The following is a 17,372-nucleotide window of genomic DNA, read 5'->3' as shown; positions in this document are numbered from 1 at the left end:
AAATAGGGCTGACATGAATCACAGTGCGCGACGCAAGATGCTGAAGTTCTTCGGAACATTCATGGTGGTATTGCTCCCCGTGGTGCTGGCGTTATGGTTTGCTCACATCCGGGCGATGTCCGAAACCCGTAATCAACTCAGCTCTTTTGCTCAACTGGTGTTAAATAAAACGGAATTGGTGATCCTCCAGGCTGATTTAGCGCGTGATATGGCCCAATTGTATCAGGGTAAGATGTGTACCCCTGCCCATCAGAAAAGTATGCTGAATATTATTCGTGGTCGTTTATATATCAGTGAGCTAATTTATGCGCAGGGCGATCATTTTTTGTGCTCTACGTCAATGATGCCGCGAGTCCCATATATTATGGCGACAGCCGACTATAAACGCGCGCCAGACGTCTTCATCTATTACTACCGCGACACCCCCTTTTTCGCTGGCTACAAAATGACGTACATGCAACGAGGAAACTACGTTGTCGTCATCAATCCATTATCTTACAGCGAAGTCATGTCTGATGATCCGGATCTGTCCTGGGGAGTGTATGACACGGTAACGGACACCTTTTTCTCTGCCAGCGAAGGGGCGAATATTGCGCAGTTCTCGCCGCTGATAAGCGGTGAATCCTCAACATTCCAGCAGGGCGAGCGATTCTATACCATCGTACATTCAGAAAAACGCCCCATCGCGATTATTGTTTCGACCTCCGACGCTCGTGTGAATCAGATTTTCTATCATGAGGCGGCGTTAACGATCCCCTTTGGGATTATCTGCAGCATCCTGATACTGCTCATGTGGTGGCGTACGCGTCAGGAATACCTCTCTCCCCGCCGCTTATTAAAACGTGCGATCAAGAAACGTCAGCTTTGTCTGTACTATCAGCCGATCATTGACATCAAAAATGGACAATGTGTCGGTGCCGAGGCTTTGCTACGCTGGCCAGGCTGTAACGGTGAGGTGATGAGCCCGACGGAGTTTATTCCGCTGGCGGAAAAAGAGGGGATGATTGAGCAGATCACGGATTACGTTGTTGAGGAGGTCTTCAAAGATTTAGGGGCTTTTCTTTCGGCGAATCCTCAGTTGTATATCTCGATTAACCTCTCGGCTTCTGACTTTCATTCATCCCGACTGATTGCTCTGATTGCCGAAAAAAACCATGAATACTCCGTGGCGGCCCAGCAAATTAAAGTTGAGGTGACGGAGCGCGGCTTTATCGATGTACATAAAATGACACCCATCATCCAGGCGTTTCGGCAGGCCGGTTTTGAAGTGGCGTTTGACGATTTTGGCACGGGATATTCCAACCTCCATAATTTGTCAGCGTTGAATATCGATATCCTGAAGATCGACAAATCGTTTATTAGCACGCTGGCCACTAACAGCACCAGTCACTTGATTGCCGAACATATCATCGAGATGGCGCAAAGCTTAAAGCTGAAGACGATTGCGGAAGGGGTGGAAACGGCGGAGCAAATCGGGTGGTTGCTTGAACACGGCGTACAGTATTGCCAGGGCTGGTATTTTGCGAAGGCGCTGCCGCCGCAGGAGTTCATGCATTGGATAAAACGCTCGCCCGCCATACTGACGCAGAGCGGGCAATAATTTTACAGGCGGTGGCGGTAATCGCTGGGAGTACGATCAAACTCTCGGCGAAATACGCGCGAGAAGGTTTGCTGCGATACATAGCCAAGATCCATCGCAATATCGAATATAGGCCGTTCGGTCGTCCGTAGTTCAACGGCGGCCAGCAGAAGCCGACGTTGGCGGATGTAGTCACCCAGCGTCTGACGCATCACCGTGCGGAACATTCTCTGCAAATACCACTTTGAGTAACCTGATTTTTTCGCAACCGCCTCAATGTTCAGCGGTTGATCGATATGTTCATCAATCCATTCAATAAGGGTCTGAATAATCTGCTGATGGGACATAGAGTTGCCTCTTTCTCAGTGTTCGATTCGTCGTTTTGTCTGTGGGCGAGTATAATTCCTCAAGTTAACTTGAGGTAAAGCGATTTATGGAAAAGAAATTACCCCGGATAAAAGCGTTGCTCACGCCAGGTGAAGTTGCAAAGCGTAGCGGTGTGGCGGTATCGACCCTGCATTTCTATGAAAGCAAAGGATTAATCAGCAGTATGCGCAACAGCGGCAATCAGCGTCGATACAAACGCGATGTGTTGCGTTATGTCGCGATTATCAAGATTGCCCAACGTATCGGCATTCCACTGGCCACGATCGGCGACGCGTTAGGTGTATTACCTGAAGGGCATTCGCTCAGTGCCAAAGAGTGGAAGCAGCTCTCTTCGCAATGGCGCGAGGAGTTAGACCGACGCATTCATACTCTGGTGGCGTTACGCGATGAGCTGGATGGGTGTATTGGCTGCGGCTGTTTATCCCGCAGTGATTGCCCGTTGCGTAACCCTGGCGATCAGCTTGGCGAGCAGGGGACCGGGGCGCGCCTGCTGGAAGATGATTGATTGGTTTAAAGTATGTGGCGGATATAACGGGTATAAAACTAAAGCGCCACAGAGGGCGCTTTAGTTTGGTTCCGGTCTTTGTCTTTCACTCTATCCCGTTGGTTCACGGGAGGGTTTCCCCCGACATCAACACCCCTCAGTCGAGCACGTTTGGGGAGGTTCCGGTCTGTGTTGATAATGTAAGTGTAAGCCACCCCTCTCTATTTGCCAGTAAATTGATTGCTTTTTAGCCAAAAATTTTTCCGCATCTTCATGCATTTTTTGCGCGAGCAGGCGTGAAAAATAAATGCAAATCTTGTAATAACTCAGCGAAATTTGTTGCCAGATTGCGCATTGACGATAACGTTTGCGCATCGTCTGGCTATTTCTTGCGCATTATAAGAAGAAATGAGTAAAAAGCGGCAAAGTTCAGTTGAAAACCAACGTATGATCGCTGGATAATCGTTTGCTTTTTTTTATCACCCGTTTTTTATGCGCGGAGCTAAACGTTTGCTTTTTTGCGACACCCCTATTGACGCAAAGCTGGCACATGGAGAAATCGTTTAGCAGGCAGTGGATTGTCCACCACGCATAATGACGAAAAAATAAACTCTCAGGGGATGTTTTCTATGTCTACGCCTTCAGCGCGTACCGGCGGTTCACTCGACGCCTGGTTTAAAATTTCGCATCGCGGCAGTACCGTTCGTCAAGAAGTCGTTGCCGGATTAACGACGTTCCTGGCCATGGTCTACTCCGTTATCGTGGTTCCGGGGATGCTGGGTAAAGCCGGATTCCCGCCTGCCGCTGTGTTTGTGGCAACCTGTCTGGTTGCGGGCGTCGGTTCTATTGTGATGGGCCTGTGGGCGAACCTGCCGTTGGCGATTGGCTGCGCCATTTCGCTGACCGCGTTTACCGCATTCAGCCTGGTACTGGGACAACATATTAGCGTGCCCGTAGCGCTGGGCGCGGTGTTCCTGATGGGGGTTCTGTTTACCATCATTTCTGCGACCGGTATCCGTAGCTGGATCCTGCGCAATCTGCCGCAGGGCGTTGCGCACGGTACGGGGATTGGTATCGGCCTGTTCCTGCTATTGATTGCGGCCAATGGCGTTGGTCTGGTGATTAAGAACCCGCTGGACGGCCTGCCGGTTGCGCTGGGCGACTTCGATACCTTCCCGGTGATTATGTCGCTGGTTGGTCTGGCGGTGATTATTGGTCTTGAAAAACTGAAAGTACCGGGCGGCATCCTGCTGACCATTATCGGTATCTCCATCGTCGGCCTGATTTTCGATCCGGCCGTGCATTTCTCCGGTATTTTTGCCATGCCGTCACTGAGCGATGAAAACGGCAACTCGCTGATCGGCAGCCTGGATATTATGGGCGCACTGAACCCGATCGTTCTGCCGAGCGTGCTGGCGCTGGTTATGACCGCGGTCTTCGATGCGACCGGAACCATCCGCGCGGTAGCCGGACAGGCGAATCTGCTGGATAAAGACGGACAAATTATCGATGGCGGCAAAGCGCTGACCACCGACTCCCTGAGCAGCGTGTTTTCTGGTCTGGTAGGGGCTGCACCGGCGGCGGTTTACATTGAATCCGCAGCGGGTACGGCGGCAGGCGGCAAGACCGGCCTGACGGCGATCACCGTTGGCGTATTGTTCCTGCTGATCCTGTTCCTTTCTCCGCTCTCTTATCTTGTTCCTGTTTACGCAACGGCGCCTGCGCTGATGTATGTGGGGCTGCTGATGCTGAGCAACGTGGCGAAAATCGACTTTGCTGACTTTGTCGACGCGATGGCGGGTCTGGTCACTGCTGTATTTATCGTCCTGACCTGTAACATCGTTACCGGCATTATGATTGGTTTTGCTACCCTGGTCATTGGTCGCATTGTCTCTGGCGAATGGCGCAAACTGAACATCGGTACGGTGGTGATTGCTATCGCGCTGGTGGCCTTTTACGCGGGCGGTTGGGCTATTTGATTTTACGTCGATGACGCTCCTGAAAACGGGTGGCCCAGGCCGCCCGTTTTTATTTTCAGAACACACTCGTTGTCTTTTGCGATACTCTCAAGTAGATAGAATTAAGGCACGACGCCTTTTTCACCAATCATAAGAAACATCGCAAACAGGGAACGCATGGAAATCTTTTTCACCATACTCATCATGACCCTTGTGGTCTCGCTGTCGGGGGTATTTACTCGCGTATTGCCCTTCCAACTCCCATTACCCCTTATGCAGATCGCCATCGGCGCCTTGCTGGCGTGGCCGACGTTTGGTTTGCATGTGGAATTCGATCCTGAGCTGTTTCTGGTGCTATTTATCCCGCCGCTGCTGTTTGCCGATGGCTGGAAGACGCCGACGCGTGAGTTTCTGGAGCACGGGCGAGAGATTTTCGGCCTTGCGCTGGCGCTGGTTCTGGTCACGGTGGTCGGGATTGGCTTTATGATTTACTGGCTGGTGCCGGGGATCCCTCTCATCCCTGCTTTTGCGCTGGCTGCCGTGCTGTCGCCAACCGATGCCGTCGCCCTTTCCGGTATTGTGGGTGAGGGGCGCATCCCGAAGAAAATCATGGGTATCCTGCAGGGCGAAGCGTTGATGAACGACGCGTCCGGCCTGGTCTCGTTGAAATTTGCCGTTGCCGTGGCGATGGGCACGATGGTGTTTACCGTCGGCGGCGCGACGCTTGAGTTCTTCAAAGTGGCGGTTGGCGGCATCCTGGCCGGTTTTGTCGTCAGTTGGTTATACGGACGCTCCCTGCGTTTTCTTAGCCGTTGGGGCGGTGATGAGCCGGCAACGCAAATCGTCCTGCTGTTCCTGCTGCCGTTTGCGTCTTATCTGATTGCGGAACACATCGGTGTTTCAGGCATTCTCGCGGCGGTTGCTGCCGGGATGACGATTACCCGCTCCGGCGTGATGCGCCGCGCGCCGTTGGCGATGCGTTTACGTGCTAACAGCACCTGGGCGATGCTGGAGTTTGTGTTTAACGGCATGGTCTTCTTGTTGTTAGGACTGCAGTTGCCGGGCATTCTGGAGTCATCTTTGGCGGCGGCGGAAGTCGATCCGAACGTTGAAATCTGGATGCTGTTTACCGATATCGTGCTGATTTATGCCGCGCTGATGTTGGTACGTTTTGGCTGGCTGTGGACCATGAAGAAGTTCAGCCTGCGCTTCCTGAAGAAAAAGCCGATGGAGTTTGGCTCCTGGACGACGCGTGAAATCCTGATTGCCTCCTTTGCGGGAGTTCGCGGGGCCATTACCCTCGCCGGTGTGCTCTCCATTCCTCTGTTGTTACCGGACGGGAGCGGCTTCCCGGCGCGTTATGAGCTGATCTTCCTCGCCGCGGGCGTGATTCTGTTCTCGCTGTTTGTCGGCGTGGTGATGCTGCCGATTCTGCTACAGCATCTGGAAGTTGCAGACCACTCGCAACAGCAAAAAGAGGAGCGCATTGCCCGTGCTGCCACGGCGGAAGTCGCGATTGTCGCGATCCAGAAAATGGAGGAGCGTCTGGCTGCGGATAGCGAAGAGAATATTGATAATCAGCTACTGACTGAGGTGAGCTCCCGTGTCATTGGTAACCTGCGTCGTCGCGCCGATGGGCGAAACGATGTAGAAAGCTCAATGCAGGAAGAGAACCTGGAGCGACGGTTCCGCCTGGCGGCGCTGCGTTCAGAACGCGCCGAGCTTTATCATCTGCGCGCCACGCGTGAAATCAGCAATGAAACGCTGCAAAAGCTATTGCACGATCTGGATTTGCTGGAAGCGCTGTTGATTGAGAACCAATAAAAGGAAGCTCGTTGTAGGCCGGATAAGGCGTTAAGCCGCATCCGGCGAAAGATGTGCCTGATGGCGCTGCGCTTATCAGGCCTACAAAAAATTATCCATCATGTAATTTGCGAGCCGCTTTCCTGAACTGATCTGCTTGTCTTGTCGATTCCCTCTTTTCTCCATACGGTTGAGAAAAGGGGGAAACATGTCCAACTATCGACGAAATTACATCAACGGAGGAACCTGGTTTTTTACGGTGAATCTGCAGGACCGTCGAAGCCAGCTTCTGACAGCCAACATTCACGCGCTTCGGTGTGCAATCGCTGCGGTCAAAACGGCCAGACCATTTCGGATCAATGCATGGGTCGTATTGCCTGAGCATATGCATTGCATCTGGACTTTGCCTGAAAATGACGCTGATTTTTCATCCCGCTGGCGGGAAATTAAGAAGCATTTCACTCGATCGTTGTCTGCCCAACATATTTGGCAACCTCGCTTTTGGGAACACACTCTCCGCGATGAGCACGATTATCGCCAGCATGTTGATTATATTTACATTAACCCAGTGAAGCACGGGTGGGTAAAACAGGTACAGACATGGCCTTTTTCAACATTTCATCGCGATGTGAGGCGTGGTTTGTTCCCGCAAAATTGGGCAGGTGAAATAATGGATTTTAATGCGGGTGAACGTGCCTGATGGTGCTACGCTTATCAGGCCTACGGGGAAGCTCGTTGTAGGCCGGATAAGGCGTTAAGCCGCATCCGGCATTTTACGACTCCTGCGTTAACCAAAACCCTTCGCAGCATTTCAGCCACGCCTGGGCGCTGTGCGACAGATACACACCTTCGCGCCAAATCATGCCCAACTGCCAGCGTAAGTCGCTTTCCAGAGGGATCCAGCGCAGCGTTTGCTTATCCAACCGCTGGCAAATCGGCTCCGGTAAAATGGCGATCCCGACGCCGGCTTGCACCATTGCCGCCAGAAAATCCCACTGCCCGCTGCGCACAGCGATACGCGGTTTTACGTTGTGCTGGTTAAACAACTCAAGCAGTTGACGGCTCAACGCGAAATCTTCGTTGTAGATAAGCAGCGGATGCTCCGCCAGCGCTTCGGGGGAAATGGAGTCGCACGTTGTCCATTGACCGGAGCGGGGGACCAGCACGCAGAGCGGATGACTGAAAAGTGGTAAGGTCGCCAGACCGCTCTCTTCTTCAACCGGCAACGCGGTCATCGCAACATCCAGATCGCCGTTCATCACCGCCTGCTGGACGGTTAAACCGCCAAATTCAGACACTTTCAGTTCCACGCCGGGATAACGCTGGCGAAAAAGGCTGATGGGGCCAGCCATCAACATACCCACCATGGGCGGGATACCGAGGCGCAATATTCCCTTGTTGAGGTGATTAATGTCGCTGAGTTCTGCTTCGAGCTGGCGGAACTCGGCGAGGATCGCCAGGCCGCGTTCGAACACGACCTGGCCGGTATCGGTCAACAACAGCCGCCGTCCGTCGCGGATGAGCAACGTGCAATTAAGCTCGTCTTCAAGGTTCTTCAACATTTTGCTGATAGTGGGCTGGGTGACAAAGAGTTTCTCCGCTGCGCGGGTAAAGCTCTGCTGACGCACCACCTCAACAAAATATCGCAGCGTTCTGATATCCATGATTATTCCTTAAGACTATGCCTGCAATGATTTTAATTCATTTCAGTCCTGGACGGGGGCTCTCTATACTGGCGCTCTCTATTTTTTAAGGACATACCCTCATGGCTGTGGCGATAAGCCGCGTGACGCCTGCCGTTATTCATCGACTCCAGATCCCCGTTCAGGTTCTGTTGTACGCAGGTCTCTTTGTTTTTGCTCAATATCTTGTCTCCTGGCTGCATCTGCCGCTTCCTGCCAACCTGGTTGGGATGGTGCTGATGCTGGCGTTGATTGTCTGCCGGGTTATCCCGCTGAACTGGATCCGCGCAGGCGCTCGCTGGTTACTGGCTGAAATGCTGTTGTTTTTTGTCCCGGCGGTGGTCGCCGTCGTTAACTATACGCAACTGCTACTGGTTGATGGATGGCGTATTTTTGCCGTTATTGCGATAAGTACGATGATGGTGCTCGGCGCAACGGCATGGGTCGTGGATAAAGTGTATCGCTATGAAATGAGCAGGTTAAACCGTGAGTAATTTCCAGTTAAGCGTGCTGTGTCTGGTGATTACGCTGGGCATCTATTTTGCCAACAAGCGCCTGTATCGCCGCTTTCGTAAATTACCGCTGATGCCGTTAGTGCTTACTCCGGCGCTGTTGGTGCTGATGTTGGTCTTTGGACATATCTCCTGGCAAAACTATATTGGTGAATCGCACTGGCTGCTATGGCTGCTAGGTCCCGCAACCATTGCCTTCGCCGTTCCGGTTTATGACAACCTCGCCGTGATTAAACGTCACTGGATGTCGCTGACGGCGGGTGTGGTGACGGCGACACTGGTGGCGGTCACCAGTTCCGTCTGGTTGGCGCGCCTGTTTATGCTGCCTGATGAAATTCAGCGCAGTCTGGCGGTGCGGTCCGTTACTACGCCATTTGCGCTGGCGGCGGCAGAGCCATTGGGCGGTCAGCCGGATCTGGTGGCATTGTTCGTGGTCGTGACGGGCGTATTCGGGATGGCGGTCGGCGATGTGCTGTTTTTGCGGCTCTCTATTCGCGAAGGGATGGCGAAAGGCGCAGGTTTTGGCGCAGCATCGCACGGCGCAGGCACGGCTCGCTCATATGAGCTCGGCCAACAGGAGGGCGTAGTGGCTAGCCTGGTGATGATGCTTTCCGGTGTGGTGATGGTGCTGGTATCGCCGCTGGTCGCAAGGCTGATGTTCTGAGAAAGGCAGTAATCCTCCGGCCCGGAAGCCGGAGGAGAGGGAAGATTAGTGCGCGCGACCTTGTTCTACGCCATACCCGGTCTGGGAACGGATGAACTGAGCACGGAACTGCTCGCGTTCGCGGTTACCTTCTTCTGAGTTATCGGTGGCAGAGAAGAACCAGATCCCGAGGAACGCTACGCTGATGGAGAACAGCGCCGGATATTCATACGGGAAAATGGCTTTTTCGTGACCCAGGATTTGTACCCAAATTGTTGGACCAAGCACCATCAGCACGACGGCCGTCAGGAGACCTAACCAGCCGCCCATCATTGCGCCACGCGTGGTCAGTTTTGACCAGTACATGGAGAGCAGAATGATGGGGAAGTTACAGCTGGCTGCGATAGCAAATGCCAGTCCCACCATGAAGGCGATGTTCTGGTTTTCGAACAGCACGCCGAGCACGATGGCAACCACACCCAGCACCAGTACGGTAATTTTCGACACCTTCAGCTCTTCGCGCTCGGTTGCGCCTTTGCGGAATACGTTGGCGTACAGGTCGTGAGAAACTGCCGATGCGCCCGCCAGCGTCAAACCAGCAACCACTGCCAGAATGGTGGCAAACGCCACTGCCGAGATGAAACCGAGGAACAGGTTCCCGCCCACCGCATTCGCCAGGTGTACCGCCGCCATGTTGTTACCGCCGATAAGCGCGCCAGCAGCGTCTTTATACACAGGGTTCGCGCCAACGAGCATGATCGCGCCAAAGCCGATGATAAAGGTCAGGATGTAGAAATAACCCATAAAACCGGTGGCATAGAACACGCTCTTACGCGCTTCGCGGGCATCGCTGACCGTGAAGAAACGCATCAGGATGTGCGGTAAGCCAGCCGTACCAAACATCAGACCGAGACCTAACGACAGCGCGGAGATCGGATCTTTCACCAGCCCCCCCGGGCTCATAATGGCTGAACCTTTCGGGTGTACCGCCATCGCTTCGGTGAACAGATTGTTGAAACTAAAGCCGACGTGCTTCATCACCATAAAGGCCATAAAGCTGGCGCCGAACAGCAACAGAACGGCTTTAATGATCTGTACCCAGGTGGTTGCCAGCATGCCGCCAAACAGGACGTACATCATCATCAATACGCCAACCAGCACGACGGCAATGTGGTAGTTCAGGCCAAACAGCAGCTCAATCAGTTTACCCGCGCCGACCATCTGCGCGATCAGATACAGCGCGACCACCACCAGGGAACCACACGCCGAGAGAATACGAATCGGACCTTGTTTCAGGCGATAAGAGGCCACGTCGGCAAAGGTGTAGCGACCAAGGTTACGCAGGCGTTCAGCAATCAGGAACAGGATAATCGGCCAGCCGACCAGGAAGCCGAGCGAGTAAATCAGTCCGTCATAACCGGAGGTAAAGACCAGCGCGGAAATCCCGAGGAACGATGCAGCAGACATATAGTCGCCTGCAATCGCCAGCCCGTTCTGGAAGCCGGTGATGTTACCGCCAGCGGTGTAGTAGTCATTACGCGAACGCACGCGTTTAGACGCCCAGTAGGTAATACCAAGCGTAAAGATGACGAAAATCAGGAACATGATAATCGCCTGCCAGTTGGTTGGCTGGCGTTGGACTGCTCCGCTTATAGCATCCGCCGCGTTTGCGGCGAAGGGCAGCGTGGCGGCAAGCGCCGTCAGGACTCTCTTCATGATGCTTTAACCTCGTGCAGAACCGCATTGTTCAGGCGATCGAATTCACCGTTTGCCCGCCAGATATAGATCCCGGTCAGGATGAAGGAGATAAGGATCACGCCGACCCCAATCGGAATACCCCGGGTGACGCTGGTTCCCGCGTGCAGCGGAGTACCCAGCCAACCAGGCGCAAAGGCAATCAGTAAAATAAAGCTGATGTAAACTGCCAGCATGATGATGGACAGAATGGTGGCAAACCGTTGCCGTTTTTCAACTAACTCCCTGAAACGCGCACTGTCTTCTATCCGCTGATAAATATTGTCATTCATCACAGAGCTCTCCAGAGGTCCCCTGCGTCTTTCGCGCTACAGGTTCGTTGGCCGCACTCGCCCACCCCAGTCACATAGTGAACTATGCTCCTGGGGATGTGCTCGCTTGCCGCCTTCCTGTAACACGAAATCCTTTGGGGGAGGGTTTTTATATTTCCCTCCCGCTCAGGGGAGGGGTAGGGATAGGATTTGTAGGCCCGATAAGCAGCGCGCCATCGGGCATTTCACGGTTATGGTTATGATGGCATCGCGATGGCCTGCTTCTCTTCGAGCAGTTTCTCAACGACGCCTGGATCGGCGAGGGTTGAGGTATCGCCCAGATTGCTGGTATCGCCCGCCGCGATTTTGCGCAGAATGCGGCGCATAATTTTGCCGGAGCGGGTTTTCGGCAGTGAATCGGTCCAGTGCAGCACATCTGGCGTTGCCAGCGGGCCAATTTCTTTACGCACCCAGTTGCGAACTTCGGCATACAACTCAGGCGACGGTTCTTCGCCGTGATTCAGCGTGACGTAGGCGTAGATCGCCTGGCCTTTAATATTATGCGGAATACCGACCACCGCGGCTTCGGCAATCTTCGGATGCGACACCAGCGCCGATTCGATTTCTGCCGTGCCCAGACGGTGACCAGAGACGTTTAGCACATCGTCCACACGTCCGGTGATCCAGTAATAACCATCTTCATCACGGCGTGCGCCGTCGCCGCTGAAGTACATATTCTTGAAGGTAGAGAAGTAGGTCTGTTCAAAACGTTCATGATCGCCAAACAGCGTTCTCGCCTGGCCTGGCCACGAGTCAATAATCACCAGGTTGCCTTCGGTTGCGCCTTCCAGCGGATTACCTTCGTTATCGACAATCGCAGGCTGCACGCCAAAGAACGGACGGGTAGCGGAACCGGCTTTCAGCTCGGTGGCGCCCGGCAGCGGGGTGATCATGAATCCACCGGTTTCGGTCTGCCACCAAGTATCGACGACCGGACATTTTTCGTTGCCGATCTTCTTCCAGTACCACTCCCACGCTTCCGGGTTGATTGGCTCGCCAACGGAACCCAGGATGCGCAGCGACGAACGGTCAGTACCTTCAATCGCTTTATCGCCTTCTGCCATCAGAGCGCGGATGGCGGTCGGCGCGGTATACAGAATATTGACCTGGTGCTTATCCACAACCTGCGCCATACGCGCCGGGGTAGGCCAGTTGGGCACGCCTTCGAACATCAGCGTGGTTGCGCCGCAGGCCAGCGGACCGTACAGCAGGTAGCTGTGCCCGGTTACCCAACCCACGTCAGCGGTACACCAATAGATATCGCCCTGATGGTAGTCAAACACGTACTTAAAGGTGGTTGCGGCGTAGACCAGATATCCGCCGGTGGTGTGCAGCACGCCCTTCGGCTTGCCGGTTGACCCGGAGGTGTACAGGATAAACAGCGGATCTTCGGCGTTCATCTCTTCCGGCTGATGTTCCGGGCTGGCTTTCTCGATAAGATCGGACCACCACAGGTCACGACCTTCCTGCCATTCCGTTTTTCCACCGGTACGTTTGAGAACGATAACGTGTTCGACGCTTTTCACGTTCGGGTTTTTCAACGCATCATCGACGTTCTTTTTCAACGGGATAGCGCGTCCGGCGCGCACGCCTTCATCGGCGGTGATCACCAGGCGAGAATTGGAGTCGATGATACGTCCGGCGACGGCTTCCGGGGAGAAACCACCGAAGATGACCGAATGCACCGCGCCAATACGGGCACAGGCCAGCATGGCGACCGCCGCTTCCGGCACCATCGGCATATAAATAGCCACCACATCACCTTTTTTAATGCCTAAATCCAGTAACGTATTGGCAAAACGACAGACATCGCGATGCAGCTCGCGGTAGGTAATATGTTTGCTTTGGCTGGCGTCGTCGCCTTCCCAGATGATGGCGGTACGATCGCCATTTGCCTGCAGGTGACGGTCAAGGCAGTTCGCCGCCAGGTTTAGCGTGCCATCCTCATACCATTTAATAGAGACGTTGCCTGGCGCAAACGAGGTGTTCTTCACCTGGCTGTACGGCTTGATCCAATCAAGAATCTTTCCCTGCTCGCCCCAAAATGTGTCGGGTTCGTTAACAGATTGCTGGTACTTCGCTTCGTACTGCTCCGGATTTATCAGGCAACGATCCGCAATGTTTGCGGGAATAGCGTGTTTATGTATTTGGCTCATGGCTTTTGTTCTCCTTGTAGGATGTTAATAATATGTCGCATAAACGTTAAATGTAGGGGCTTTGCGAGTTTTGTTTAGTATTTGGGCGGCAGATCACGCAATAAACGAATTGTGCAAATTAGCGACAAACTGAATTTTGAAGAGAACTAGCAAAAATTGATTAATTCTCGCGATAACATGGGGTTATCTGAGAATTGTTGAAAAGGTGATCTGTCTCAGAATTAAACAAAAGAGTGAGTGGTTTGAGGGGGTAACTAACTCCAAAGTGGTATTTTACATACACTTACAATTGATTAAAGACAACATTTTCAGTGTGGTTTCTTGTTACAAATTGGGGGGAGCAATGTCATGACAGTATTCGTGTGGTTGCTGTTATGGAAAACAATAAAAGAACCGCCATTGCAGATAATGGCGTCATCTGGATGAGACCCCTATGGCAAGGACAAAATCACGCGTACGCCGTTTCTTCAGCCTGTTATTACCTTTATTATTTATCTCTGCTGTTCACGCTGAACAAACTCCTGTACCCGCAAAGACCGTCACCGTTGAAGCGAAGAATGAAACCTTCGCCCCTCAGCATCCCGATCAATACCTCTCCTGGAAAGCCACGTCTGAGCAATCAGCCCGTGAAGATGCGCTGGCAGAAGATCCGCGTCTGGTGATCCTGTGGGCGGGATATCCATTCTCGCGCGATTACAACAAACCGCGCGGGCACGCGTATGCGGTGACCGATGTACGTGAAACCTTACGTACCGGCGCACCTAAAACAGCAGAAGACGGCCCGCTGCCGATGGCTTGCTGGAGCTGTAAAAGCCCGGATGTGGCGCGTCTGATCCAGAAAGACGGTGAAGATGGTTACTTCCACGGTAAATGGGCGCGCGGCGGTCCGGAAATTGTTAACAACCTCGGTTGTGCAGATTGCCATAACACCGCGTCGCCGGACTTCGCCAAAGGCAAGCCTGAGCTGACGCTGTCGCGTCCTTACGCTGAGCGCGCGATGGAAGCCATCGGCAAACCGTTTGAGAAAGCCGGTCGCTTTGATCAGCAATCCATGGTCTGCGGCCAGTGCCACGTGGAGTACTACTTCGACGGTAAGAACAAAGCCGTTAAGTTCCCGTGGGATGAGGGTATGAAAGTCGAGAACATGGAGAAATACTACGACACCATCGCCTTCTCTGACTGGACTAACTCTCTGTCCAAAACCCCGATGCTGAAAGCGCAGCACCCGGAATATGAAACCTGGAGCGCGGGCATTCACGGTAAGAACAACGTGACCTGTATCGACTGCCACATGCCGAAAGTGCAAAACGCGGAAGGTAAGATCTATACCGATCACAAGATTGGTAATCCGTTCGATAACTTCGCCCAGACCTGTGCGAACTGCCATACCCAGGACAAAGCGTCCCTGCAAAAAGTGGTCGCCGAGCGTAAACAGGCCATTCATGACCTGAAAATCAAGGTTGAAGATCAACTGGTACATGCGCACTTCGAAGCGAAAGCCGCATGGGATGCGGGTGCGACCGAAGCGGAAATGAAGCCGATTCTGGAAGATATCCGTCACGCACAATGGCGCTGGGACCTGTCTATCGCCTCACACGGTATTCACATGCATGCGCCGGAAGAAGGTCTGCGGATGCTGGGTAGCGCAATGGATAAAGCCGCCGACGCACGTACCAAACTGGTTCGTCTGCTGGCGACCAAAGGCATCACGCATGAAATCCCGTTACCGGATATCTCTACCAAAGAGAAAGCCCAGGCGGCGATTGGTCTGAACATGCAGCAAATCAATGCTGAGAAGCAGGACTTCATCAAAACGGTGATTCCGCAGTGGGAAGAGCAGGCGCGTAAAAACGGTCTGTTAAGCCAATAACCCCATTTCGCCCCGTAAGGGGCGGATAACTCAACGGAGTGAATATGAGCGTATTACGTTCGTTATTAACTGCTGGGGTGCTGGCGTCAGGCCTGTTCTGGAGCCTGAGTGGAATCACTGCCACGCCAACGCCGCAGGAGTCGGATCAACGCTGGACGGTTACTCAGCAGCGTAATCCGGATGCTGCCTGTCTGGATTGTCACAAGCCGGATACCGAAGGCATGCATGGTAAACATGCGGAAGTCATTAACCCGAACAACAAACTGCCGGTCACCTGCACCAACTGTCACGGCCAGCCGTCACCGAACCACCGCGAAGGGGTGAAGGATGTGATGCGCTTTAATGAGCCAATGTATAATGTGGAGCAGCAGAACAGCGTCTGTATGTCCTGTCACCTGCCTGAGCAGTTGCAAAAAGCGTTCTGGCCGCACGATGTCCACGTCACAAAAGTGGCGTGCGCCAGTTGTCACTCACTGCATCCGAAGCAAGACACGATGCAGACGTTAAGCGATAAAGGACGGATCAAGATTTGCGTCGATTGCCACAGCGATCAGCGTAACAATCCGAACTTTAACCCGGCGTCGGTTCCGTTGCTTAAGGAGCATCCATGAGTTGCTCTCGTCGCCAGTTTATCACCGGCGTCGGCGCGCTGGTGGCAGTGAGCGGGACGGCGGGACGCGTTGTGGCGAAGACGCTGAATATCAACGGCGTGCGTTACGGAATGGTACACGATGAGTCATTATGCATCGGCTGCACGGCCTGCATGGATGCTTGTCGGGAAGTCAACAATGTACCGGAAGGCGTATCGCGTCTGACGATTATTCGCAGCGAGCCGCAGGGGACGTTTCCTGATGTGAAATATCGCTTTTTCCGCCACTCGTGCCAGCATTGCGACCATGCCCCCTGCGTTGACGTCTGCCCGACGGGGGCATCGTATCGCGATGCCGCCAATGGCATTGTGGATGTGAACCCTGATCTTTGCGTTGGCTGTCAGTACTGTATCGCCGCGTGTCCTTATCGCGTGCGCTTTATCCATCCGGTGAGCAAAACGGCGGATAAATGCGATTTCTGCCGGAAAACCAACCTGAAAGCGGGCAAACAGCCCGCCTGCGTTGAGTCATGCCCGACGAAGGCGCTGACGTTTGGTAATCTGGACGATCCCAACAGCGATATCTCCCGTTTGTTGCAGCAGAAAACCACCTACCGTTACAAGCTGGCGCTGGGCACAAAACCGAAGGTCTACCGCGTTCCCTTTAAATATGGGGAGGTGAGCCAATGACACCCGCTTCTGCATTTCATTTTGAATCACTGGTGTGGGACTGGCCCATCGCCATCTATCTGTTCCTGATTGGCATCTCCGCCGGACTGGTTACGTTGGCGATTCTGCTGCGTCGTTTCCATCCTGAGGCGGGCGGTTCGGACAGCACGCTGCTGCGCACCACGCTGGTGTTAGGGCCGGGGGCGATTATCTTCGGTCTGCTGATTCTGGTATTCCACCTGACGCGGCCATGGACCTTCTGGAAACTGATGTTCCACTACAGCTTCACCTCGGTGATGTCGATGGGGGTCATGCTGTTCCAGTTGTATATGGTGGTCCTGGTGCTGTGGTTGGCAAAAATCTTTGAAAAAGAGGTGATTGCCCTGCAGCAGCGTTGGCTGCCGCGGTTAGGGATCGTGCAGAAAGCGTTGACGCTGATAACGCCGTTCCACCGTGCACTGGAGACGTTAATGCTGGTGCTGGCGGTTCTGCTTGGGGCGTACACCGGGTTTTTGCTGTCGGCGCTGAAGTCCTACCCGTTCCTGAATAACCCGATCCTGCCGGTACTGTTCCTGTTCTCCGGGATCTCCTCCGGCGCGGCGGTGGCGCTGATCGCCATGGCGTTACGCCATCGTAGCAACCCGCACAGCACTGAAGCGCACTTTGTGCATCGCATGGAGGTCCCGGTGGTATGGCTGGAGATCTTCCTGCTGGCGGCGTTCTTCGTCGGTCTGGCGCTGGGCGATGACGGCAAAATGCGCGCGCTGGCGGCGGCGCTGGGCGGCGGATTCTGGACCTGGTGGTTCTGGCTTGGCGTGGCTGGGCTTGGGCTGATACTGCCGATGCTGCTAAAACCCTGGGCCAACCGCAGTTCGACGTTTCATGGCGTATTGGCAGTCTGCGGCGCCAGCCTGACCGGCGTACTGTTGCTGCGCTTTTTCATTCTCTATGCGGGTCAGCTAACCGTTGCGTAA

16 protein-coding genes are annotated in these 17,372 nt (G+C 53.8%); 11 read left to right on the top strand and 5 right to left on the bottom strand.

From position 1 onward, the window contains the following. Positions 1 to 13: 13 nt before the first annotated feature. Entirely contained in the window at positions 14 to 1,600 is a 1,587-nt protein-coding gene (locus M4I31_RS21970; RefSeq protein ID WP_085049639.1) for an EAL domain-containing protein, read from the top strand. A 2-nt stretch (positions 1,601 to 1,602) separates the two neighbouring features. Here M4I31_RS21970 and soxS read toward each other — a convergent pair whose 3' ends face one another. Beyond that, positions 1,603 to 1,926 (bottom strand): superoxide response transcriptional regulator SoxS, encoded by a 324-nt coding sequence (gene soxS / locus M4I31_RS21965; RefSeq protein ID WP_005132611.1) that lies wholly within the window; start codon positions 1,924 to 1,926, stop codon positions 1,603 to 1,605. 86 nt (positions 1,927 to 2,012) lie between these two features. Between soxS and soxR the strand changes: the two genes are divergently transcribed. From soxR to M4I31_RS21945, 4 genes are all read left to right on the top strand, one after another. After that, entirely contained in the window at positions 2,013 to 2,471 is a 459-nt protein-coding gene (gene soxR / locus M4I31_RS21960; protein WP_003826630.1) for a redox-sensitive transcriptional activator SoxR, read from the top strand. 608 nt (positions 2,472 to 3,079) lie between these two features. After that, positions 3,080 to 4,429: a guanine/hypoxanthine transporter GhxP gene (ghxP, locus tag M4I31_RS21955; protein ID WP_038636284.1), complete on the top strand. Its 1,350-nt coding sequence runs from the start codon at positions 3,080 to 3,082 to the stop codon at positions 4,427 to 4,429. Positions 4,430 to 4,585: 156 nt separating this feature from the next. Continuing rightward, the gene (locus tag M4I31_RS21950; RefSeq protein WP_038636287.1) at positions 4,586 to 6,232 is read left to right on the top strand and encodes a Na+/H+ antiporter; all 1,647 of its coding nucleotides are present in this window, start codon (positions 4,586 to 4,588) and stop codon (positions 6,230 to 6,232) included. Positions 6,233 to 6,419: 187 nt separating this feature from the next. Continuing rightward, on the top strand, positions 6,420 to 6,911 hold the full coding sequence (locus tag M4I31_RS21945; protein ID WP_085049640.1) for a transposase: 492 nt from the start codon (positions 6,420 to 6,422) through the stop codon (positions 6,909 to 6,911). Between the two features lie 73 nt (positions 6,912 to 6,984). Here M4I31_RS21945 and M4I31_RS21940 read toward each other — a convergent pair whose 3' ends face one another. Continuing rightward, positions 6,985 to 7,875, bottom strand: a complete 891-nt coding sequence (locus M4I31_RS21940) for a LysR family transcriptional regulator (protein WP_038636290.1) — start codon at positions 7,873 to 7,875, stop codon at positions 6,985 to 6,987. Between the two features lie 101 nt (positions 7,876 to 7,976). Between M4I31_RS21940 and M4I31_RS21935 the strand changes: the two genes are divergently transcribed. Both M4I31_RS21935 and M4I31_RS21930 read left to right on the top strand, forming a co-directional pair. Next, entirely contained in the window at positions 7,977 to 8,387 is a 411-nt protein-coding gene (locus M4I31_RS21935; protein WP_038636293.1) for a CidA/LrgA family protein, read from the top strand. Further along, positions 8,380 to 9,069: an LrgB family protein gene (locus tag M4I31_RS21930; RefSeq protein ID WP_038636296.1), complete on the top strand. Its 690-nt coding sequence runs from the start codon at positions 8,380 to 8,382 to the stop codon at positions 9,067 to 9,069. The genes M4I31_RS21935 and M4I31_RS21930 overlap by 8 nt, the downstream gene beginning before the upstream one ends. Positions 9,070 to 9,114: 45 nt before the next feature. Here M4I31_RS21930 and actP read toward each other — a convergent pair whose 3' ends face one another. From actP to acs, 3 genes are all read right to left on the bottom strand, one after another. Further along, the gene (actP, locus tag M4I31_RS21925) at positions 9,115 to 10,764 is read right to left on the bottom strand and encodes a cation/acetate symporter ActP (protein ID WP_085049641.1); all 1,650 of its coding nucleotides are present in this window, start codon (positions 10,762 to 10,764) and stop codon (positions 9,115 to 9,117) included. Further along, complete coding sequence (locus M4I31_RS21920) at positions 10,761 to 11,075, bottom strand: DUF485 domain-containing protein (protein ID WP_006688274.1); 315 nt, start codon at positions 11,073 to 11,075, stop codon at positions 10,761 to 10,763. Before M4I31_RS21920 ends, actP begins: the two co-directional genes overlap by 4 nt. 236 nt (positions 11,076 to 11,311) lie before the next feature. Continuing rightward, positions 11,312 to 13,270: an acetate--CoA ligase gene (acs, locus tag M4I31_RS21915; RefSeq protein ID WP_038636301.1), complete on the bottom strand. Its 1,959-nt coding sequence runs from the start codon at positions 13,268 to 13,270 to the stop codon at positions 11,312 to 11,314. A 433-nt stretch (positions 13,271 to 13,703) separates the two neighbouring features. On the opposite strand from acs, the gene nrfA reads away from it, so the two are divergent. Genes nrfA through nrfD form a run of 4 tightly spaced genes read left to right on the top strand, consistent with a single transcriptional unit; the run spans position 13,704 to position 17,372 of the window. Further along, positions 13,704 to 15,140: an ammonia-forming nitrite reductase cytochrome c552 subunit gene (gene nrfA, locus M4I31_RS21910; protein WP_038636304.1), complete on the top strand. Its 1,437-nt coding sequence runs from the start codon at positions 13,704 to 13,706 to the stop codon at positions 15,138 to 15,140. Positions 15,141 to 15,184: 44 nt separating this feature from the next. Continuing rightward, positions 15,185 to 15,751, top strand: a complete 567-nt coding sequence (gene nrfB, locus M4I31_RS21905; protein WP_005132587.1) for a cytochrome c nitrite reductase pentaheme subunit — start codon at positions 15,185 to 15,187, stop codon at positions 15,749 to 15,751. Continuing rightward, positions 15,748 to 16,419: a cytochrome c nitrite reductase Fe-S protein gene (gene nrfC / locus M4I31_RS21900; protein WP_038636309.1), complete on the top strand. Its 672-nt coding sequence runs from the start codon at positions 15,748 to 15,750 to the stop codon at positions 16,417 to 16,419. Before nrfB ends, nrfC begins: the two co-directional genes overlap by 4 nt. Further along, entirely contained in the window at positions 16,416 to 17,372 is a 957-nt protein-coding gene (gene nrfD, locus M4I31_RS21895; RefSeq protein ID WP_006688269.1) for a cytochrome c nitrite reductase subunit NrfD, read from the top strand. Before nrfC ends, nrfD begins: the two co-directional genes overlap by 4 nt.

The organism is Citrobacter sp. XT1-2-2, from assembly GCF_023516235.1.
GTDB lineage: Bacteria > Pseudomonadota > Gammaproteobacteria > Enterobacterales > Enterobacteriaceae > Citrobacter > Citrobacter werkmanii.
This window is presented reverse-complemented; position numbering and strand designations above follow the sequence as displayed.